19 protein-coding genes and 1 tRNA gene are annotated in these 19,899 nt (G+C 51.2%); 16 read left to right on the forward strand and 4 right to left on the reverse strand.

Features of this window, described 5'->3' with window-relative positions:
• Positions 1-27: 27 nt before the first annotated feature.
• On the reverse strand, positions 28-1,221 hold the full coding sequence (gene dapC, locus AC1W8Y_RS10875) for a succinyldiaminopimelate transaminase (RefSeq protein WP_482014546.1): 1,194 nt from the start codon (positions 1,219-1,221) through the stop codon (positions 28-30).
• 86 nt (positions 1,222-1,307) lie between these two features.
• On the opposite strand from dapC, the gene AC1W8Y_RS10880 reads away from it, so the two are divergent.
• From AC1W8Y_RS10880 to AC1W8Y_RS10905, 6 genes are all read left to right on the forward strand, one after another.
• Positions 1,308-1,394: transfer RNA gene (locus tag AC1W8Y_RS10880), tRNA-Leu, on the forward strand.
• A gap of 86 nt (positions 1,395-1,480) precedes the next feature.
• A complete protein-coding gene (gene tig / locus AC1W8Y_RS10885) occupies positions 1,481-2,791 on the forward strand; it encodes a trigger factor (protein ID WP_482014496.1) in 1,311 nt (436 codons plus the stop codon).
• Complete coding sequence (clpP, locus tag AC1W8Y_RS10890) at positions 2,792-3,460, forward strand: ATP-dependent Clp endopeptidase proteolytic subunit ClpP (protein ID WP_482014497.1); 669 nt, start codon at positions 2,792-2,794, stop codon at positions 3,458-3,460.
• 66 nt (positions 3,461-3,526) lie between these two features.
• Positions 3,527-4,828: an ATP-dependent Clp protease ATP-binding subunit ClpX gene (clpX, locus tag AC1W8Y_RS10895; protein WP_482014498.1), complete on the forward strand. Its 1,302-nt coding sequence runs from the start codon at positions 3,527-3,529 to the stop codon at positions 4,826-4,828.
• A gap of 181 nt (positions 4,829-5,009) precedes the next feature.
• Positions 5,010-7,466, forward strand: a complete 2,457-nt coding sequence (gene lon / locus AC1W8Y_RS10900; RefSeq protein ID WP_482014499.1) for an endopeptidase La — start codon at positions 5,010-5,012, stop codon at positions 7,464-7,466.
• A 22-nt stretch (positions 7,467-7,488) separates the two neighbouring features.
• On the forward strand, positions 7,489-7,878 hold the full coding sequence (locus AC1W8Y_RS10905) for an RNA-binding S4 domain-containing protein (protein WP_482014500.1): 390 nt from the start codon (positions 7,489-7,491) through the stop codon (positions 7,876-7,878).
• An 8-nt stretch (positions 7,879-7,886) separates the two neighbouring features.
• Here the strand turns inward: AC1W8Y_RS10905 and lexA are convergent, their stop codons facing one another.
• Positions 7,887-8,582, reverse strand: coding sequence for a transcriptional repressor LexA (gene lexA / locus AC1W8Y_RS10910; protein ID WP_482014501.1), 696 nt, complete (start codon positions 8,580-8,582; stop codon positions 7,887-7,889).
• Between the two features lie 127 nt (positions 8,583-8,709).
• Entirely contained in the window at positions 8,710-9,909 is a 1,200-nt protein-coding gene (locus AC1W8Y_RS10915; RefSeq protein ID WP_482014502.1) for an amino acid aminotransferase, read from the reverse strand.
• 152 nt (positions 9,910-10,061) lie between these two features.
• Between AC1W8Y_RS10915 and uvrB the strand changes: the two genes are divergently transcribed.
• From uvrB to AC1W8Y_RS10965, 10 genes are all read left to right on the forward strand, one after another.
• Positions 10,062-12,170, forward strand: coding sequence for an excinuclease ABC subunit UvrB (gene uvrB, locus AC1W8Y_RS10920; protein ID WP_482014503.1), 2,109 nt, complete (start codon positions 10,062-10,064; stop codon positions 12,168-12,170).
• 233 nt (positions 12,171-12,403) lie between these two features.
• Positions 12,404-12,895: a low molecular weight protein-tyrosine-phosphatase gene (locus AC1W8Y_RS10925; RefSeq protein ID WP_482014504.1), complete on the forward strand. Its 492-nt coding sequence runs from the start codon at positions 12,404-12,406 to the stop codon at positions 12,893-12,895.
• Between the two features lie 198 nt (positions 12,896-13,093).
• Positions 13,094-13,639, forward strand: a complete 546-nt coding sequence (locus AC1W8Y_RS10930) for a Fe-S cluster assembly transcription factor (RefSeq protein ID WP_482014505.1) — start codon at positions 13,094-13,096, stop codon at positions 13,637-13,639.
• Between the two features lie 24 nt (positions 13,640-13,663).
• A complete protein-coding gene (locus AC1W8Y_RS10935; protein ID WP_482014506.1) occupies positions 13,664-14,875 on the forward strand; it encodes an IscS subfamily cysteine desulfurase in 1,212 nt (403 codons plus the stop codon).
• A gap of 40 nt (positions 14,876-14,915) precedes the next feature.
• Positions 14,916-15,299 (forward strand): Fe-S cluster assembly scaffold IscU, encoded by a 384-nt coding sequence (iscU, locus tag AC1W8Y_RS10940; RefSeq protein WP_482014507.1) that lies wholly within the window; start codon positions 14,916-14,918, stop codon positions 15,297-15,299.
• A gap of 1 nt (position 15,300) precedes the next feature.
• Positions 15,301-15,624, forward strand: a complete 324-nt coding sequence (iscA, locus tag AC1W8Y_RS10945) for an iron-sulfur cluster assembly protein IscA (protein ID WP_482014508.1) — start codon at positions 15,301-15,303, stop codon at positions 15,622-15,624.
• 3 nt (positions 15,625-15,627) lie between these two features.
• Positions 15,628-16,161, forward strand: coding sequence for a Fe-S protein assembly co-chaperone HscB (gene hscB / locus AC1W8Y_RS10950; protein WP_482014509.1), 534 nt, complete (start codon positions 15,628-15,630; stop codon positions 16,159-16,161).
• A gap of 18 nt (positions 16,162-16,179) precedes the next feature.
• The gene (hscA, locus tag AC1W8Y_RS10955; protein WP_482014510.1) at positions 16,180-18,039 is read left to right on the forward strand and encodes a Fe-S protein assembly chaperone HscA; all 1,860 of its coding nucleotides are present in this window, start codon (positions 16,180-16,182) and stop codon (positions 18,037-18,039) included.
• A 55-nt stretch (positions 18,040-18,094) separates the two neighbouring features.
• Positions 18,095-18,433, forward strand: a complete 339-nt coding sequence (gene fdx, locus AC1W8Y_RS10960; RefSeq protein ID WP_482014511.1) for an ISC system 2Fe-2S type ferredoxin — start codon at positions 18,095-18,097, stop codon at positions 18,431-18,433.
• A gap of 62 nt (positions 18,434-18,495) precedes the next feature.
• Entirely contained in the window at positions 18,496-19,275 is a 780-nt protein-coding gene (locus AC1W8Y_RS10965; protein ID WP_482014512.1) for a hydroxypyruvate isomerase family protein, read from the forward strand.
• On the opposite strand, the gene AC1W8Y_RS10970 is transcribed toward AC1W8Y_RS10965, so the two are convergent.
• Positions 19,272-19,826: a metal-dependent hydrolase gene (locus AC1W8Y_RS10970; protein WP_482014513.1), complete on the reverse strand. Its 555-nt coding sequence runs from the start codon at positions 19,824-19,826 to the stop codon at positions 19,272-19,274. The two genes, AC1W8Y_RS10965 and AC1W8Y_RS10970, sit on opposite strands and share 4 nt — an antisense overlap.
• Positions 19,827-19,899 lie beyond the last annotated feature (73 nt).

The following is a 19,899-nucleotide window of genomic DNA, read 5'->3' on the forward strand; positions in this document are numbered from 1 at the left end:
AGAGGGACTACTGCTAAAAAAAACCAGTTACTGCGTGCGAACGAAATCTGCGATGCGGTGCGCCGCCTCGACACATTCATTCAACGGGGCGACTAAGGCAATCCGAATTCGGTTTTCACCAGGGTTGATGCCGTGATTGTTTCTACTCACAAAACTGCCTGGCAGCACTGTCACCGCTGTGGCGGCGAGCAAGTCTCGCGTAAAGTCAGTATCGGATCCGGGTGTGCCTGCCCAAAGGTAAAAAGAGGCATCTGGACGTTTGACCGCTAAGACGGGCGCCAGAATGGGCAGCACCGCATCGAATTTGTCGCGATACTGCCGACGGTTGTCAATGACGTGTACCTCGTCAGACCAAGCAGCGATACTAGCGGCAGAGACGACGGGTGACATTGCGCTGCCGTGGTAAGTGCGATAGAGCAAAAATTTCGCGATGAGCGTTGCATCCCCTGCCGCAAAGCCAGAGCGCATGCCTGGCACATTTGAGCGTTTAGACAAGCTAGAGAAGCTCACGAGGTTTTTGTAATCAGAGCGACCCAGTTGATAAGCCGCCTGCATGCCGCCCAACGGCGGTGCGGACTCATCCAAATAAATCTCTGAATAGCACTCGTCTGAAGCGATGACAAAATCAAACCGATCCGATAAGTCGAACAGGTATTTCCAGTCGGCGAGATTCATCACGTTGCCCGCTGGGTTACCCGGCGAACAAACAAAGACCAACTGCGTTTTAGCCCAGACTTCGTTGGGCACGGTTTCCCACGCCGTCCGAAAATTTTGCTCCGGGTCGCTGTTGACGTAATAGGGTCGTGCACCCGCCAGTAAGGTAGCACCCTCGTAGATCTGGTAGAAGGGGTTAGGGCACACCACCGTAGCGCCTTCAACCGGATTTAAGATCGTCTGGGCAAAAGCGAACAGGGCTTCTCGCGACCCTAAAACCGGCAATACCTGCGTTTCAAGGTTAAGCGCTGGCATTTGATAGCGACGCGCCATCCAGTTGGCAATCGCCTCGCGTAAGCCAGGTTCACCCTTGGTCGCTGGGTACAGGGATAGCCCGGCAAGACCGTTCACCACGGCATCTTTGACGCACTGGGGTGCTGCGTGTTTCGGTTCACCCACCGATAAATTGATTGGCTTGATGCTCGCAGACGCCGGATTAGCGCTGGCAATCAAGGCGCGCAGTTTTTCGAATGGGTAGGGCTGTAAGGATTGCAGTCTCGGATTCATGGTGAGTATTTTAACCATCAGCTTGGCTTTAGGGTATCCACGGTCAGGATTGATACTCTCAGGGTGCGTTACAATAGTCGGCTATTGCGAAGGTGGCGAAATTGGTAGACGCACCAGGTTTAGGTCCTGACGCCGTAACAGGTGTGGGGGTTCGAGTCCCCCCCTTCGCACCATTTTATGAATGAGTGGTTTGGCTTAGTCGTGCGTTCTGAGCCAAGCTTTTTCTTATTTTTCTTATCTTTGTTTGGTAGGTCTCTACATGCAACCAGTGGTTGAAACTCTGTCCGGCCTTGAGCGCCGCGTTGAATTGTCTGTAGCCATGGCTCAGATCGAGCAGGCCGTGCAGGCCGAGTTGAAGCGAGTGTCGCGCACAGCTAAGGCGGCGGGATTTCGTCCGGGCAAAGTGCCCGTTGCAATGCTTGAGCGCATGCATGGCCCTGGCATTCGCTATGATGTGATCAACCAGCAAGTTGGTGACAAGTTGCAAGAAACGGTTAGTGCAGCGCAGTTGCGCATTGCGGGTACCCCCAAGCTTGAGCCAAAGGCAGAGACCACTTCTGATGAAACCCTCACCTTTCTAGCGACATTCGAAGTCTATCCAGTCGTTGAGGTACCAGATATCACGGCACTTGAAGTCAGTCGCGTCGTGACAGCGGTGGGCGACAATGAGTTTCAACGCACGATCGACATTCTACGCAAACAGCGTGCAACCTTTGTTGCTCGCGAAGATCGCGCAGCCGCAGATCAAGATAAAGTAACGCTCGATTTTTTGGGCAAAATCGACGGTGTTCCGTTCGATGGTGGTCAAGCAGACGACTTTTCGTTTACTTTGGGCGAAGGGCGTATGCTGCCTGAGTTTGAAGAGGCCGCCCGTGGCATGAAGGCTGGCGAAAGCAAGGTTTTTGCATTGAGTTTCCCCGCCGATTACGCTGGTAAAGATGTCGCTGGTAAAACGGCTGAGTTCACCATCACGGTGAAGGAAGTCGGCGAACCCGTGTTGCCCGCCTTTGATGCAGAGTTTGCCAAGACGCTGGGTGAGCCCGACGGTGATATCGAAAAATTATCGGCAGACATTCGTGGCAACATCGATCGCGAAAGCAAAGCTCGCACCGCAGCGCGAACCAAAACCAATGTGATGGATGCCTTGGCCAAGGCGGCGAGTTTTCAGGTTCCCAAGGCCTTGGTGGATAGCGAAGTGCAAGATCGCATCGCAGCAGCCCGTGAGTCGTTAAAAGAGCGTGGCTTTCCAGATGCAGACAAAATGCCGATTCCTGCTGAGGAGTTTGTCGAAGAGGCCGAACGCCGCGTGAAGCTTGGTTTATTGGTGTCTGAACTGATTGCTAAAGAGCAATTACAGGCTAAACCAGAGCAAGTTCGTGCGCGCATCGAAGAGTTTGCCGCCAGCTACGAGCAGCCGGCTCAAGTCGTCAGCTATTATTTGACTGATCGTGCACGCCGTGCTGAAGTCGAAGGCATTGTGCTCGAAGATAACGTTGTTCAGTTTGTCTTGGGCAAAGCCAAGGTAACCGACCAAGAAGTGCCATTCGAAGACATCATGGGAAACCGTTAAATGCAACGCTTCACTGATTTTTACGCCTCAATGCATGGCGGTTCATCCGTCACACCGACGGGTCTCGGTTACATACCGATGGTGATTGAACAGTCAGGCAGAGGCGAGCGGTCTTACGATATTTATTCTCGCTTGCTCAAAGAGCGCGTGATATTTATGGTGGGCCCCGTCAATGATCAGTCGGCAAATTTAGTGGTTGCGCAGCTGTTGTTCCTTGAATCCGAAAATCCAGACAAGGATATCGCGCTGTATATCAACTCACCCGGTGGGTCAGTGTACGCAGGGATGGCCATTTTCGACACCATGAATTTCGTCAAACCAGACGTATCTACCCTGTGTACAGGGTTGGCTGCAAGCATGGGCGCTTTTTTGCTGGCGGCAGGCGCAAAAGACAAACGGTTTTCTCTGCCAAATTCGCGCATCATGATTCATCAGCCATCGGGTGGCGCGCAAGGGCAATCGACCGATATTCAGATTCAAGCCAGAGAGATCCTCGATCTGCGTGCTCGTCTTGACAAAATTCTTGCTGAAAAGACAGGGCAGTCCGTTGAGCGCATCTCGCAGGATACTGAGAGAGACAACTTTATGTCTGCAGAAGACGCGGTATCCTATGGTTTGATCGATAAGGTCTTGTTTTCACGAGCTGAGACGGCGGCAGAAGCTAAATAAGCGCTTTGGTTGTTTTCGGTTGTTGTTAATCAGTGATTTTAAAAAAAATAGCGGTGATGGATTGATATGACAGAGAAGAAAGGTTCAGCCCCTGCAAAAGTTTTGCACTGTTCGTTTTGTAACAAGACGCAACAGGAAGTCAAAAAGCTGATCGCTGGACCGTCTGTTTTCGTCTGCGACGAATGTATTGATTTATGTAACGAAATTATTCGCGAAGAAGCTCAGGCCAGTGCCCGTGCGTCGATTAAGTCAGATTTGCCAACACCAGCAGTGATCAAGTCCTTTCTCGATCAGTATGTGATTGGTCAAGAGGCGCCAAAACGGGTGCTTGCTGTCGCTGTCTACAATCATTACAAGCGTTTACGGCATGGTGACATCAAAGGTGACGATGTCGAGTTGTCAAAGAGCAATATTTTGCTGATCGGGCCCACGGGTTCTGGCAAGACACTGCTAGCGCAGACGCTCGCGCGCCAATTGAATGTCCCCTTCGTGATGGCCGATGCGACCACGCTGACAGAAGCGGGCTACGTCGGCGAAGATGTCGAAAATATCATTCAAAAATTGCTGCAGAACTGCAATTATGAAGTGGATAAGGCGCAGCAAGCGATTGTTTACATCGATGAGATTGACAAGATTTCACGCAAATCAGATAACCCATCTATCACCCGAGACGTATCCGGTGAAGGGGTGCAGCAAGCACTGCTCAAACTGATTGAAGGGACAGTTGCCTCTGTTCCTCCGCAAGGGGGACGCAAGCATCCCAATCAAGACTTCGTCCAAGTTGACACGACCAATATCCTGTTTATCGTTGGTGGTGCGTTTGATGGTCTTGAAAAAGTCATTCGCAATCGTACCGAACGCTCAGGCATTGGTTTCAGTGCATCGGTGGACGCAAAATCCGAAAAATCGACTGGTGATACCTTCTTAGAGGTTGAGCCCGAGGATTTGGTCAAATTTGGCATTATTCCCGAGTTGGTTGGCCGTCTCCCTGTGGTTGCAACGCTTCAAGAGCTAGACGAAGATGCATTGGTTCAGATTTTGACCGAGCCCAAGAATGCAGTCGTTAAGCAGTTTCAAAAACTGTTTGCCATGGAGGGGGCTGAGCTCGAGATTCGTCCTGCCGCCTTAAAGGCAATCGCACTCAAAGCGATTAAGCGCAAAACGGGTGCTCGTGGCTTACGCTCTATTCTCGAAGCCGCTTTGCTCGATACCATGTATGAATTACCTACCCAAGGTAATGTCAAACGGGTGGTTGTTGAGGACACATGTATTGACGGTAAGAGCAAACCTCTTTTAGTCTACGGTGAAGAGACAGACGCGACACCGGCCGAGACGAGTCGCCGCAACATTCAAGATGCTGCAGCGTGATCATAGACTGCGCCATTTTTAAAAAGCCTTCATTCGTTTTGAAGGCTTTTTTTTCGACTGTTTGAAAAAAACCTTGAAATTTAGGCTATCGTCTACATAACAGAACTGTAGTGATATTACGGGTATCGCGACGGCTGCTTTGCCCTGTTCGGATTTGCCGAGAACTGATTAGGATTTACTTATGTCTGGAAATCAGACCCTTCCTTCCGAGTTAATTAATTTACCTTTGCTTCCCCTGCGCGACGTGGTGGTGTTCCCTCATATGGTGATCCCCTTGTTTGTGGGGCGTCCGCGTTCAATCAGAGCGCTTGAGGCTGCCATGGAGGCGGGTAAAAGCATCATGTTGGCCGCGCAAAAATCAGCAGGCAAAGATGATCCAACCCCCGATGACGTCTATGAAATTGGTTGTGTCGCCATTATTTTACAGATGCTCAAGCTGCCTGACGGCACCGTCAAAGTGCTTGTCGAGGGATCGCAACGGGCCCGTGTGGCAGCAATCCAGGATTCAGAGACGCACTTTACCGCAGAAGTTTTGCCGATTGCTCCCGATGTGTCTGCCGGCTCTGAAGTCGAAGCGTTGCGCAGGGCGATCGTTGCGCAATTCGAGCAATACGTCAAACTAAACAAGAAAATTCCCCCTGAGATTCTGACCTCTCTGGGTGGCATTGATGATGCTGGTCGCTTGGCAGATACCATCGCGGCTCATTTGCCGTTGAAACTCGAGCAAAAGCAGAAGATGCTCGAAATTGTGAGTACCTCTGAGCGTCTTGAGGCTTTGCTTTCACAACTTGAGACAGAGATTGATATCCTGCAAGTCGAAAAGCGCATCCGCGGCCGCGTCAAAAAGCAAATGGAAAAAAGCCAGCGCGATTACTACCTCAACGAGCAAGTGAAAGCCATTCAGAAAGAGCTCGGCGAGGGTGAAGAAGGGGCTGACATTGAAGAGCTTGAGAAAAAGATTCAAGCGGCTCAATTGCCTAAAGATGCTCGCAAGAAAGTCGATAGCGAGCTAAAGAAGCTGAAGTTGATGTCGCCGATGTCTGCCGAAGCAACGGTCGTTCGTAACTACATTGATACGGTGATCAACCTGCCTTGGCGTAAAAAGAGCAAGGTTAATAACTCTATCCCGAATGCTGAGTCGGTCTTGGATAATGATCACTACGGCTTAGACAAAGTGAAAGAGCGCATCCTTGAGTACCTCGCGGTACAACAGCGCGTTGACAAGGTGAAAGCCCCGATTTTGTGCCTCGTCGGACCACCAGGCGTGGGTAAAACCTCTTTGGGTCAGTCAATTGCCAAAGCAACCAACCGTAAGTTTGTACGGATGGCCTTGGGTGGTGTGCGGGACGAAGCTGAAATCCGCGGTCATCGACGCACCTACATTGGGTCAATGCCGGGCAAAATCCTTCAAAATATGACCAAAGTTGCAGTCCGTAATCCACTGTTTTTGCTCGATGAAATCGACAAGCTTGGCATGGATTTTCGGGGTGATCCAGCCTCGGCCTTGCTTGAGGTACTCGATCCTGAGCAAAACCACACGTTTCAAGACCACTATGTAGAGGTGGATTTTGATTTGTCGGATGTCATGTTTGTTGCGACGAGTAACACCCTGAACATCCCGGCAGCGTTGCTCGACCGTATGGAAGTCATTCGTTTGTCGGGTTATACCGAAGACGAAAAAATTCATATTGCAACAGATCACCTGTTGCCTAAGGTCATGAAGAACAATGGCGTCAAGCCCGATGAATTGGTGGTCGATGAATCGGCCATTCGTGATATTGTGCGCTACTACACCCGAGAGGCTGGTGTGCGTTCTTTAGAGCGTGAAGTCGGCAAGATCTGCCGTAAAGTGGTTAAAAAATTACTGGCAGATGCCGAGGCTCATCGGCTTGCAAAAAGTAAAGAGCCATTACCTCAGGTGTTGGTGAATGCTGACAACTTGAACGATTACCTGGGTGTGCGAAAGTTCACCTTTGGTATGGCTGAGAAAGACAATCAGATCGGACAAGTGACTGGCTTGGCGTGGACTGAGGTGGGCGGCGATCTTCTCACGATCGAAGTCGTAGATATGCCCGGCAAAGGGGTGATACAGCGTACGGGCTCAATTGGCGATGTCATGAAAGAATCTGTCGAGGCGGCCAGATCAGTGGTTCGCGCTCGTTCAAGAAGGCTTGGGATTGCTGACAGCTTGTTCGAGAAGCGTGATATCCACGTACATTTCCCGGAAGGCGCGACACCTAAGGATGGCCCATCTGCTGGCATTGCGATCACGACAGCGATCGTGTCAGCTTTGACGCATATTCCAGTTCGGGCTGATGTTGCGATGACGGGTGAAATCACGTTGCGCGGTGAAGTTTTGGCCATTGGTGGTCTGAAGGAGAAGTTGCTTGCGGCGCATCGTGGCGGCATTAAAACCGTGCTGATTCCCGAGGAAAACGTCAAAGACCTTGCTGAAATCCCTGACAGCGTTAAAAATCACCTCGACATTGTGCCCGTGCGTTGGATCGACAAAGTCTTAGCCGTTGCCTTAGAGCGTGCGCCTCAACCGATACCAGATGAGGCGCCCGTTCATGAGGAAGCGATTGTCACCGCTAAACCGGACACGGCAGAAGGCGAAGATCCCGTGTTGAAACACTAGTCTTGTTGGCTGGTGTGAACGAGTGATTGAGTTTTCGGATTCAGTTCGAGTTGATAAGTGGCTTTGGGCAGCGCGGTTTTTCAAATCGCGATCCCTAGCCACTGCATCGATTGAGGCCGGTCGAGTGCATGTCAACGGCGATCGGGCGAAACCGGCTCGAGGGGTCAAAGTCGGCGACAGACTGCTGATTGTCAGAGAACAGGATAGGACTGAACTGATTGTTCGCGGTATTACTGATATAAGGCGCAGCGCCGCTCTGGCGCGTTTGCTTTTTGAAGAAACACCAGAGAGTGCCCTCAAGCGACAGCAAGCAGCAGAAAATCACCGTTTCTATCGAGAACCATCAAACACCATCGACGGTAGACCGACCAAGCGCGATCGTCGCCACTTGGATAGCTGGCGCGATCTGTAACTTGTTGTCTATTGCAGGGGTGAGGTTCGGATCAATCCAGCCGCAATGCCTTCAATTGAAAAATCTTGGTCTGATGCGATGATAATCGGGTCGAAATCTGGATTTTCTGGCAACAGTTGGATAATCGAACCCTTCTTGTGATAGCGTTTGACGGTGACTTCATCGTCTATTCTCGCCACCACGATTTGACCGTTTCTCGCGTCGGTCGCCTTCTTGACTGCCAATAAATCCCCATCCAAGATGCCTGCGTCACGCATGCTCAGCCCTTTTACCATCAGTAAGTAATCGGGTGTTTGAGTGAACAGCGCGGGATCCACATTGATTTCGCGTTCAATATTTTCAATGGCCAGAACTGGATGACCCGCAGCAACTCGGCCAACCACGGGCAAGATCAGTTGCCCCAGACCCTGAGGGGCAGACACGTCATGCCTGTATTTGACTGGGTCATCTGCGGAATCAAATTCTTGAAGATTCTCGTACATTCGCGCGGCGTCGGTCAGCTTGATACCTCGCGAAGCACCCGCCGTTAATTCAATGACCCCTTTTTTTGCAAGGGCCCTGAGGTGGTCTTCTGCGGCATTGGCCGACTTGAAGCCTAGCGTTTGGGCAATTTCTGCCCGCGTAGGAGGGAAGCCAGTATGGGCGACGGCTTGCCGGATGAGATCCAGAATTTGCTGTTGACGCTCGGTCAGTAGGGTTGCCATGCTTGCCTCATACGGTGCTGTGTTTATATACAGGCTGTATTGTGACCTTGATCGGGCAGAAAGGCAAGTCAATACCCAGAGACCGAACCGACCATCAGAGGAGGCCGGTTCGTGGACGTTATGTCGCTTAAACGACGGAAGCGATCGCTGCAATGACTCTATCGATATTGCGGCTGTTAAGGGCAGCGACACAAATTCGACCGCTACTTAATGCGTAGATACCGTGTTCTGCGCGGATGCGTTCCACTTGAGCGGCTGTGAGCCCCGAATAAGAAAACATACCGCGTTGTTTGAGTACAAAATCAAAGTCTTGTTTGACACCGTGCGCTTTGAGTTTCTGAACAAATTGTTGACGCATTAAGCGGATGCGGTCACGCATTTCGCCTAACTCTTGATCCCACATGGCCGCGAGCTCAGGCGAGTTCAAGACGGATGCGACGATTGTGCCACCGTGAGTCGGCGGATTTGAGTAATTAGACCGGATCACGCGCTTGACTTGACTCAGCACGCGGCTCGATTCATCTTTGCTACCTGTGATGATCGTTAAGGCGCCAACGCGCTCGCCATAAAAGGAAAACGATTTAGAAAAAGATGAACTGATGAACATCGTGATGTCCATGTCGGCGAAAAGTCTGACTGCGGCTGCATCCGCATCGACCCCATCACCGAAGCCCTGATAGGCAATATCCAGAAAAGGAATCAGATCACCCGATTTGACGATTTGGGCTACCTCGCGCCATTGTTCGATGGTCAAATCAGCGCCCGTTGGGTTATGACAACAGGCGTGCAGGACGACGACGCTTTGGGGTGGCAGCGCTTTGAGAAAGCCCACCATCGCAGCGAAATCGACACCGTGAGTAGTCGCATCGTAGTACGGGTAATTGACCACCTCAAAACCAGCTCGCTCAAACAACGCGCGGTGATTCTCCCAGCTTGGATTGCTGATCGCCACCTTTGCGCCTGGCACCAATTGTTGAATAAAGTCGGCCCCAATTTTCAAGGCACCGGTACCACCTAGCCCCTGAAAGGTCAGCGCTCGCCCGGCCGCTAGCAGCGGCGAGTCTTTACCGAGCAACAGTTTTTGCGCAGCCTGGTTGTAGCCTGCGATCCCCTCAATTGGGAGATAACCACGTGCGGCGCCAGCTTGAGCACGCTGTGCCTCAGCTAGGGCAACCGCCTTGAGGACAGGGATGCGACCTTGATCGTCGTAATACACCCCGACACCAAGATTTACTTTTGCTGGATTCTGGTCAGCATTGTATTGCTCGGTCATGCCAAGAATCGGGTCACGGGGGGCGAGTTCAACAGACTGGAATAGGGTGCTCATGAGTGTTTTAAAAAAAATGGGTGCTTTTAAAGGAATCAAAGGTAAACAGTCATTCCGGCTGAGTGTCCGCAGGTTGGGGTGGACGCTTTCATCTAGTCAGAACATAATGTATGGTTAACCCCTGTTCAGGGGGCTCACGGAATAAGTCTAGCATGACCACCGAAGATACACCCATCCCGCTCGCTCAAGGCGAAAACGACCTCAAAGACGACACCTACAAGCCCATTGTGGCAGGCAGTGTTGGGCCGAGATTTGTGGATTATCCCGACAGCCCGTTCCATCTTTTTCAACCCTATCCACCAGCCGGTGATCAGCCCCGAGCGATCGACCAGTTAGAGCAGGGGATCAATGATGGGTTGATGAGTCAGACACTGTTGGGCGTTACCGGCTCAGGTAAGACCTTCACCATGGCCAATGTCATCGCTCGAACCGGGCGGCCTGCCATTGTGTTGGCACCGAATAAAACCCTGGCCGCGCAACTGTATGCCGAAATGCGAGAGTTTTTCCCCAAGAACGCGGTTGAGTATTTTGTCTCGTACTATGATTATTACCAGCCTGAGGCGTATGTGCCGACTCGGGATCTGTTTATTGAAAAAGACTCATCGATCAATGAACACATCGAGCAGATGCGACTATCTGCCACCAAAAGTCTGCTAGAGCGAAGGGATACCATCATTGTTGGTACAGTTTCGTGCATTTACGGTATTGGTAACCCCAGCGATTACCACGCCATGGTACTCATTTTGCGCGTGGGGGATCGAATCGACAGGCGCGAGATACTCGCTCGGCTGGTGGCGATGCAATATGAGCGCAACGATCTCGAATTTACGCGCGGTATTTTCAGGGCGCGGGGCGAAACCATTGATATTTTTCCAGCAGAAAGTGCCGAGCTTGCGCTTCGGGTATCGCTGTTTGACGACGAAGTAGAGTTGCTTGAACTGTTTGATCCGCTCACCGGCAAAGTCAAACACAAAGTTCCTCGTTTCACGGTTTATCCGGGCTCCCATTACGTGACGCCAAGAGACACGGTGTTGCGTGCCATCGAAACCATCAAGGATGAGTTGCGTGAACGGACGAAATATTTCGTTGACGCAGGGCATCTCGTTGAGGCGCAACGGATTGAGCAACGCACAAAATTCGACCTAGAGATGTTGGTCGAACTTGGGTTTTGCAAAGGGATTGAGAATTATTCTCGACATTTGTCAGGTGCGGCTCCCGGCGATCCTCCGCCAACGCTGATCGATTACCTGCCGAGCGATGCTTTGATGTTTATCGATGAGAGCCATGTCACCATCGGACAGCTTGGCGGTATGTATCGAGGCGACCGCGCTCGTAAAGACACCTTGGTGACCTATGGTTTTAGATTGCCGTCGGCACTTGATAATCGCCCGCTCAAACTCGAGGAGTTCGAGGCAAGGATGCGTCAGTGTGTCTTCGTATCAGCGACACCCGGTCATTACGAGCAAGCGCATAGCGACAATGTGGTCGAACAAGTGGTTCGTCCGACCGGATTGGTAGATCCCATTGTTGAGGTTCGTCCGGCACGCACTCAGGTCGATGATTTGCTGGGTGAAATCAAGTTGAGAGTCGCCGTCGAAGAGCGCGTACTGGTGACCACGCTCACGAAGCGCATGGCTGAGGATTTAACTGACTACCTCAATGAGCATGGCATTCGGGTTCGGTATTTGCATTCAGACATTGATACGGTAGAACGAGTCGAAATTTTGCGAGATCTGAGACTCGGGGTTTTCGATGTTTTGGTTGGCATTAACTTGCTGCGCGAAGGCTTGGATATCCCTGAAGTATCGCTGGTGGCAATCTTGGATGCGGACAAAGAAGGTTTTTTACGTTCTGAACGAAGTTTGATCCAGACGATTGGGCGTGCCGCGCGCAACCTGAATGGACGGGCGATTCTCTACGCTGATCGAATGACTGATTCAATGAACCGCGCGATCGGTGAAACCCAGCGGCGCCGAGACACTCAACTTGCCTTCAATATCGAACATGGGATCGAAGCCCGTAGTGTCAGAAAGGCCGTTCGTGAGCTGATTGATGGCATCTTGGTACCCACCGCCGACGAAGAAGAAATCGAAGCCATCCCTCTTGAGTTGCTGAAAGATGAAAAGGCGGTGGCGCGTGAGATGAAACGACTCGAGCGCATGATGTTCGATCATGCCAAAAATCTTGAGTTTGAGCAGGCTGCAGCGGTGAGAGATCGTCTTAAAACCCTGCAAGATCAAGTGCTCCGTTATGGGGCATAACACATTTTTTGAGGTCAAAATGAACCATCGTGGTGAAATCTATCAGTAACAAATTGCTGAGGTAGTTATGGAGATGTTTAAATATTGATAATGATGTTAATGTAAAATTTCATATTCAATAAATAAATAATTGAAATATAACAAATATTTTGAATTTATAATTATTTTTCTTAGCTTGTTTTTTACACAAAAATCGCTAGACAAGTTACGGGTTTCCCCGCACAATATGCACCATGATGACAAAAGTTCTATTCGTATGCATGGGCAATATTTGCCGCTCGCCCTCGGCTGAAGGCGTGTTCCGCCATTTGCTCAACGAGGCTGGTTTAGCCGACGTTGTAGGCATTGATTCGGCGGGTACACACAATTTTCACGTCGGTGAGGCCCCGGATGCCCGAGCAGTCGCTGCTGCGCGTAAACGTGGCTACGAAATTAGTCACGGTGAAGCTCGGCAGGTCAGCGCTGAAGATTTCTGCGAATATGACTTGATCCTCGCGATGGATTGGGAAAACCTCTCTGCATTGCAGCAGCAATGTCCCAAACTGCATCAGCACAAACTGATGCTCATGATGCGTTTTGCCAATGAGTTCGAAGAAGCAACGGTGCCAGATCCGTACTACGGTGGCCCCGAGGGTTTCAATAAAGTACTGGATTATCTCGAAGACGCCTGCCAAGGTGTTCTTGAACTGGTTCGCAAGCGCGCAACACAGTACCAAGCTGCCTGATCGTCACTCAGAAAAAAATACCGCGCCGTGACGCGGTATTTTTTTAGCCTTTTTCTGCACGTCATATATCGATTACCCTAGTAAATTAGTCGGGAATTTGTTATACTTGACTATATTACTAGGTTAACCGTTACGCTTGATCGGATTGAGGGGTTGCCTCTAAGCTGATCGATAAAGGTCTATCTTAAGGATGCTGTCATGAGGCTTACGACGAAAGGCAGGTTTGCAGTTACGGCAATGATCGATTTAGCGTTGCGTCAGCAAAGCGGTCCGGTTACGTTATCTGCGATCAGCCAGCGGCAGGATATTTCACTCTCCTATCTTGAGCAATTGTTCGGCAAATTACGCCGTCATGAACTCGTTGAAAGCGTTCGTGGCCCAGGCGGTGGGTATAACTTGGCAAGACTCGCTCGTGAAATCACGGTAGCCGATATTATTTTTGCCGTTGATGAGCCTCTCGATGCCACGAACTGTAGTGGTAAGGCGGACTGTAATACCGGTATTGACGGTAAACCAGGGATTTGCATGACGCACGAGTTGTGGTCAGCGCTGAACCGAAAAATGGTTGATTTCCTGGATTCTGTTTCTGTTCAAGACCTGGTTGACCAGCAACGTATCCGGCAATTGGCTGAAAGCACAACCAAGGGGGTTGGTGTGATGGTCAGTTCCATCGGCCACACAGACCCGACCAACGCAAATGGTTCTGGTGATGTAACCAAACGTGTGTCGCACGCAACTGCTTAACATCTATTCGTGATCGGAGTATTCATGTCAACGCTTCCTATTTATTTTGATTACTCGGCGACAACACCCGTCGATCCACGTGTGGTGGATAAAATGGTGCCCTGGCTTTATGAGCATGCGGGTAATCCTGCGTCTCGCAGTCATGCTTATGGCTGGGAAGCCGAGGCAGCTGTGGAACACGCCCGCGTTCAAGTGGCTGAGCTGGTCAATGCGGATCCCAGAGAAATCATCTGGACATCGGGCGCTACTGAATCCAATAATCTCGCGATCAAAGGTGCCGCTGGTTTTTACGCAGAACGTGGCAAGCACATTATTACGGTTAAAACAGAGCATAAGGCAGTCCTCGACCCCTGCCGTGAGCTAGAGCGACAGGGATTTGAAGTCACCTATCTTGACGTCAAAGAAAACGGTCTGATCGATCTGGATGTGTTTAAAGCGGCGCTTCGTCCAGACACGGTGCTCGTATCCGTGATGTTTGTGAATAACGAGATTGGCGTGATTCAAGACATAGCCACACTGGGTGAGCTTTGTCGCGCAAACAACACGATTTTTCACGTCGATGCCGCTCAGGCAACGGGCAAGGTTGTGATCGACCTGCAGGTGTTGAAAGTAGATCTCATGTCTTTCTGCGCGCACAAAACCTATGGTCCGAAAGGGATAGGCGCCTTGTATGTGCGTCGTAAGCCTCGTATCCGTATCGAGGCGCAAATGCACGGCGGTGGTCACGAGCGAGGTTTTCGCTCTGGCACGTTGGCGACGCATCAAATTGTCGGGATGGGTGAGTGCTTTCATCTCGCCAAACTTGAGATGAGTGCTGAGAATGAACGTATCCGCATGCTGCGTGATCGCCTGTGGGCAGGGCTATCGCAGATGGACGAGGTGTATTTGAATGGCGATCTTGAGCATCGTGTGCCTCACAATCTGAACGTTAGTTTTAATTATGTTGAAGGCGAGTCACTGATTATGGCAATTAAAGAGATTGCCGTATCGAGCGGATCGGCCTGTACCTCGGCGAGTCTTGAGCCTTCTTATGTGTTGCGTGCGCTAGGGCGCAACGATGAACTGGCGCACAGCTCGATCCGATTCACGATCGGTCGCTACACAACAGAGAAGGAAATTGATTTCGCGGTTGACCTGCTGAAAGCACGTGTCGGCAAACTGCGCGATATGTCTCCTCTTTGGGAAATGGCACAAGAGGGTATCGATTTGAATTCCGTTCAGTGGGCAGCGCACTAATTAGCGCCTGCACACAGAATCTACAGACTGGAGAATCACCATGGCTTATAGCGAAAAAGTACTAGATCATTACGAAAACCCCCGCAATGTGGGCACGTTCGATAAGGGCGACGCAAGCGTTGGCACTGGGATGGTCGGTGCGCCCGCCTGTGGCGATGTGATGAAGTTGCAAATCCGTGTGAACGACGCCGGCATCATTGAGGATGCACGGTTCAAGACCTATGGTTGCGGCTCAGCCATCGCATCCAGCTCGTTGGTCACCGAATGGGTAAAAGGCAAGACACTCGACGAAGCACTGACGATTCGTAACACGCAAATTGCCCAAGAGTTGGCGTTGCCCCCCGTCAAGATTCACTGTTCAATTTTGGCAGAAGACGCGATCAAAGCGGCTGTCCAAGACTACAAAGAAAAGCACGCAGGTTGATATGGCTGTCACACTTACCTCACAAGCTGCCGATCACATCGGTAAATATTTGCAAAAGCGCGGTAAAGGCATTGGTTTGCGCTTGGGCGTTCGAACGACCGGTTGTTCGGGCATGGCCTATAAGCTTGAATATGTCGATGAACCCGTTGATCAGGATCAGGTCTTTGAGAGCTTTGGCGTCAAAGTTTTTATTGATCCCAAAAGCCTGTCTTATTTGGATGGGACAGAACTCGATTACGCTCGGGAAGGCTTGAACGAAGGCTTCAAGTTTCGTAATCCTAACGAGAAAGCGACCTGCGGCTGCGGTGAATCCTTCACTGTTTAAGCTGTGAACGATACTGATTACTTTGCGTTGTTCGGCCTGCCGCGCTCTTTCACGCTGGATGCGACCGAACTAGAGCAGGCATGGAAGCGCGTCGCTTTGGCCGTTCATCCCGACAAATTCGCGACTGCGTCAGCCGCAGAGCGCAGGGTAGCGATGCAATGGAGCTCGCGGGCGAACGAGGGCTATCGGATCTTGCGACAGCCGTTGCTGCGGGCGGCCTATTTATGTGAGCTTGCGGGGATCGATTTGCAAACTGAGACCAATACCGCCATGCGCCCTGAGTTCTTGCTTCAACAAATGCAATGGCATGAGCAATTGGATGAGATTTCCGAGGCGGGTGATGCGACGGCAATCGCCCATTTCGAAGCAGAGTTGTCTCAATCGCTGACCGAATTAATCCGTCAATGTGGGGTGTTGTTGTCTCACGCCGATTACTTGGGTGCATCCATCAAGATTCGCGAGTGGATGTTTCTCGAGAAGCTGATGTCTCAAATCCGTCAGGCCAACTCTCACGAGACAGACAGCCGTCCGAACTGATATCCACAAAGTTGAACAATGAGCTTATTGCAAATTTCTGAGCCCGGACAGTCCCCGGCACCCCATCAACGACGCAGCGCTGTGGGCATTGACCTGGGTACCACCCATAGTTTGGTGGCATCGGTGCGAAGCAGTGTGGCAGAGGTACTTGCTGATGAAGCCGGCCACTTACTGGTGCCTTCTGTGGTCTTTGTTGGCGAACACCAGCAATACAAGGTGGGCGTGGACGCCCTCGACGAGCTTGGGTCACATCCGGCCGACACGCTGATGTCAATTAAACGCATCATGGGCAGATCTTATGCCGATGCCATGCAAACCCAGATGCCTTATGACTTTGTTGAAGATGGCCAATCGGTTCGTATTAAAACCACATTTGAGTCAATCTCACCCGTCGAAGTTGCAGCGAAGGTGCTCGACAAGCTAAGGCGACTGGCAGAGATGACCCTGGGCGACGATCTGGTCGGCGCCGTCATTACCGTACCTGCTTATTTTGACGACGCGCAACGTCAAGCAACGCGCGATGCCGCACGTCTGGCCGGTTTGAATGTCTTGCGTTTATTAAATGAACCCACAGCCGCAGCCATTGCCTACGGTTTGGATCATGGATCTGAAGGGGTTTACGCGGTTTATGATTTGGGTGGCGGCACCTTTGACGTCTCTTTACTGCGTCTTACACGCGGGGTTTTTGAGGTGATTGCAACAGGTGGTGATACAGCGCTAGGCGGAGACGACTTTGATCAATTGATCGTCAATGACTTTGTGGCTCAACATGCCCTTGGCCAGCTGTCGTTACGAGATCGTAGAGCCATGCTGTCGGCCGCACGGCGCCTGCGAGAGGCAATCAGTGATCGAATGACCGCATCAGAGACGCTCGTGGTTGCAGGTCGCGAGTTGAGTTTATCGCTTGACCGAACACATTTTGAGCAAATTTCGACCCCCTTGGTGAATCGAACGCTCGTCAGCGCCAAGCGGGCATTACAAGACGCCGGGCTGACGGCGAGGGACGTGAAAGGGGTGGTGATGGTGGGGGGCGCGACCCGTATGCCGATCGTGCGCGCCAAGGTCAAGGATTTGTTCGGATCTGAGCCTCTGATTGATCAGGACCCAGATCAAGTGGTTGCTCTCGGGGCTGCCTTGCAGGCCAATTTACTGGCAGGTAACCGAGGCAGTGATGATGATTGGTTACTGCTCGATGTGACGCCGTTGACCCTTGGCCTAGAAACCATGGGTGGACTAGTCGAACATATTATCCCCAGAAATAGCACCATCCCAGTGGCTAGGGCCCAAGAGTTCACCACGTTTAAGGACGGCCAGACGGCCTTGTCCTTGCATATCGTGCAGGGAGAACGCGATCTGGTGTCGGATTGCCGATCGCTGGCCAAGTTTGAGTTACGTGATATTCCACCGATGGTCGCAGGCGCGGCTCGGATTCGTGTGACGTTTCAGGTCGATGCTGATGGGTTGCTCAGCGTCACAGCAAGAGAGCAGGTCTCGGGGGTCGAGGCGTCGGTGACGGTGAAACCGTCCTACGGTCTCACGGATGATGAGATTGCAAAAATGCTGTCTGACGCTTTGTCCAAGGCGGATGACGATGCGAAAGCACGCATGCTGCGCGAACAGCAGGTCGAAGCGACTGGGTTAATTGAGTCTGTTCGCGGCGCGCTGATGGCCGATCGTGATCTATTGTCTACCGAAGCGCTCAAACATATTGAGCAATTACTGTCGAATACTCAAACGGCTTGCGATACCGGCGATGCTGAGACCATCAGAGCCGCTACCAAGGCACTCTCTGGCGCAACGGATGATTTTGCGGCAAAACGAATGGATCGGAGTATCCGAGCCGTGTTGACGGGTAAATCACTCAACGACATTACCTGACGGTATCAATTTACGACGGCTGTGAATCCTGAATTTTGACCTTTGACCTTCGAATATGCCTAACATAACTGTCTTACCGCATCCTGATGTTTGTCCTGACGGCGCAACAATTGAGGCCCCCGCTGGTCAGTCAATTTGCCGCGCGCTCTTAAATCACCACATCGAGATTGAACACGCTTGCGAGCTCTCATGTGCCTGCACGACTTGTCACGTGATCATCAAAGAAGGGTACGCTTCGTTAGAGGCTGCGACGGACGCGGAAGAGGATTTGCTGGATCGTGCTTGGGGCCTTTCGACCACCTCCCGGTTGTCCTGCCAAGCCAAATTAGCAGAGATCGACTTGGTTATTGAGATCCCCCGCTACACGATTAATCACGCCAAAGAAAGTCATTAATAAAAAGTCATGAATAAAAAGTCATGAATAAAAAGTCATTAACAAAAAAAAGGGATAAATGAATGGCTCGGTTTTCAGCTAATTTGGGATTTCTTTGGGCGAATCTACCCTTGCTCGAACGGATTGAGAAGGCGTCAGCCGCAGGTTTCAAAGCGATTGAACTACATTGGCCCTACGAAACCCCAGCGTCAGAGGTGAAAGCGGCTTGCGCAAAACTTGGTCTTACCTTACTGGGGATCAATACGCCTTTAGGTGATACCAGTCTGGGCGAGTCAGGGCTTGCTGGATTACCCGGTCGTCAGAAAGATTTTCGCAAAGGGTTTCAACAAACCTTGCAATGGTGTGTTGACAGCGGGGCGAGTGCAATACATGTCATGGCTGGTGTGGTTGCGACCAATATGATCGACAAGGGTATTCTTGCCATGATCGAAAATGTGAAATGGGCGGCTGATTTAGCTGCAGAGAAAAACATCACCATTTTGTTAGAAGCCATCAATGAGCGAGATAAACCTGCGTATCTCTATTCTCGCCAGTCACAGGCGAATGCGATCCGGTCCGCGTGCCAACGAGATAACGTTAAGTTGATGTTCGATGTTTATCATGTGGGTGTTTCTGAAGGCGATGTGATGAAGAAACTCGAGCAGTTTCTGCCCCATATTGGGCACATCCAGATTGCTGCAGTCCCTAGTCGTGCAGAACCCGATGAAGGCGAGATCAATTACGAAGCTGTCATTGCTCATATCGATGCGCTCGGCTTCCAGGGTTGGATTGGCGCAGAGTACAAACCTCGTGCAAGCGTTGAGGCGGGCTTAGGCTGGATGAGGCCATATACCCATCATTAGTCAGCTGTCCTGCTGTCGCTTTTTCTCATGAACGCCAATCGCGAGACTATCAGCAGTGCACAGAGAGCGATGGCGGGCACCCAGACCCAAGTCAGTTCTGACGCCAAGACCTTGAGACCCGAAGCGCTCAATATCCGCTTCAAACTCAGCGGGGAAACTTCAATCATCTGCCAAAAAGCAAAGAAGCGTTGAGTTGAAAATGGCCATAAGAACGCAACGCCTTTCCCACCGTTGGTCAAGGCGTCGAGTAACCCGTGCGAAACCGCGCTCATGAAAATGAACGCAAATGTTTTTAACGGTGTCGATCTCAAGGATCTCGAAAAAAACAACATCACGCAGGCAATTAACAACGCAAAAACGATCGAGTGACTGGCCCCTCGATGTCCTAAGGCGTTGTCATATACAATATTGAACCGAAATGCCAAGACATCAAGATCCGGAAGCATTGACGCACAGATGCCCGCGATCACCAGACGTTGAGAGATCTCGTTTTTGCCTAGGCCAATGCCAATGGCAAGTGGTACTGCCGCGTGAGTCAATAGGGTGGGCATAATAGAGCCTGGAGGTGTCGGCATCGGTCATTAATCGCCCCCAGAATATACGCCAAATGCTCATGGTCATCAC

Source organism: Jezberella sp. (assembly GCF_964834465.1).

Coding starts and splice junctions, on each gene's coding strand:
- dapC (WP_482014546.1), bottom strand. CDS start 1,221: ATGAATCCGAGACTGCAATCCTTACAGCCCTACCCATTCGAAAAACTG.
- tig (WP_482014496.1), top strand. CDS start 1,481: ATGCAACCAGTGGTTGAAACTCTGTCCGGCCTTGAGCGCCGCGTTGAA.
- clpP (WP_482014497.1), top strand. CDS start 2,792: ATGCAACGCTTCACTGATTTTTACGCCTCAATGCATGGCGGTTCATCC.
- clpX (WP_482014498.1), top strand. CDS start 3,527: ATGACAGAGAAGAAAGGTTCAGCCCCTGCAAAAGTTTTGCACTGTTCG.
- lon (WP_482014499.1), top strand. CDS start 5,010: ATGTCTGGAAATCAGACCCTTCCTTCCGAGTTAATTAATTTACCTTTG.
- lexA (WP_482014501.1), bottom strand. CDS start 8,582: ATGGCAACCCTACTGACCGAGCGTCAACAGCAAATTCTGGATCTCATC.
- AC1W8Y_RS10915 (WP_482014502.1), bottom strand. CDS start 9,909: ATGAGCACCCTATTCCAGTCTGTTGAACTCGCCCCCCGTGACCCGATT.
- uvrB (WP_482014503.1), top strand. CDS start 10,062: ATGACCACCGAAGATACACCCATCCCGCTCGCTCAAGGCGAAAACGAC.
- AC1W8Y_RS10925 (WP_482014504.1), top strand. CDS start 12,404: ATGATGACAAAAGTTCTATTCGTATGCATGGGCAATATTTGCCGCTCG.
- AC1W8Y_RS10930 (WP_482014505.1), top strand. CDS start 13,094: ATGAGGCTTACGACGAAAGGCAGGTTTGCAGTTACGGCAATGATCGAT.
- AC1W8Y_RS10935 (WP_482014506.1), top strand. CDS start 13,664: ATGTCAACGCTTCCTATTTATTTTGATTACTCGGCGACAACACCCGTC.
- iscU (WP_482014507.1), top strand. CDS start 14,916: ATGGCTTATAGCGAAAAAGTACTAGATCATTACGAAAACCCCCGCAAT.
- iscA (WP_482014508.1), top strand. CDS start 15,301: ATGGCTGTCACACTTACCTCACAAGCTGCCGATCACATCGGTAAATAT.
- hscA (WP_482014510.1), top strand. CDS start 16,180: ATGAGCTTATTGCAAATTTCTGAGCCCGGACAGTCCCCGGCACCCCAT.
- fdx (WP_482014511.1), top strand. CDS start 18,095: ATGCCTAACATAACTGTCTTACCGCATCCTGATGTTTGTCCTGACGGC.
- AC1W8Y_RS10965 (WP_482014512.1), top strand. CDS start 18,496: ATGGCTCGGTTTTCAGCTAATTTGGGATTTCTTTGGGCGAATCTACCC.
- AC1W8Y_RS10970 (WP_482014513.1), bottom strand. CDS start 19,826: ATGCCCACCCTATTGACTCACGCGGCAGTACCACTTGCCATTGGCATT.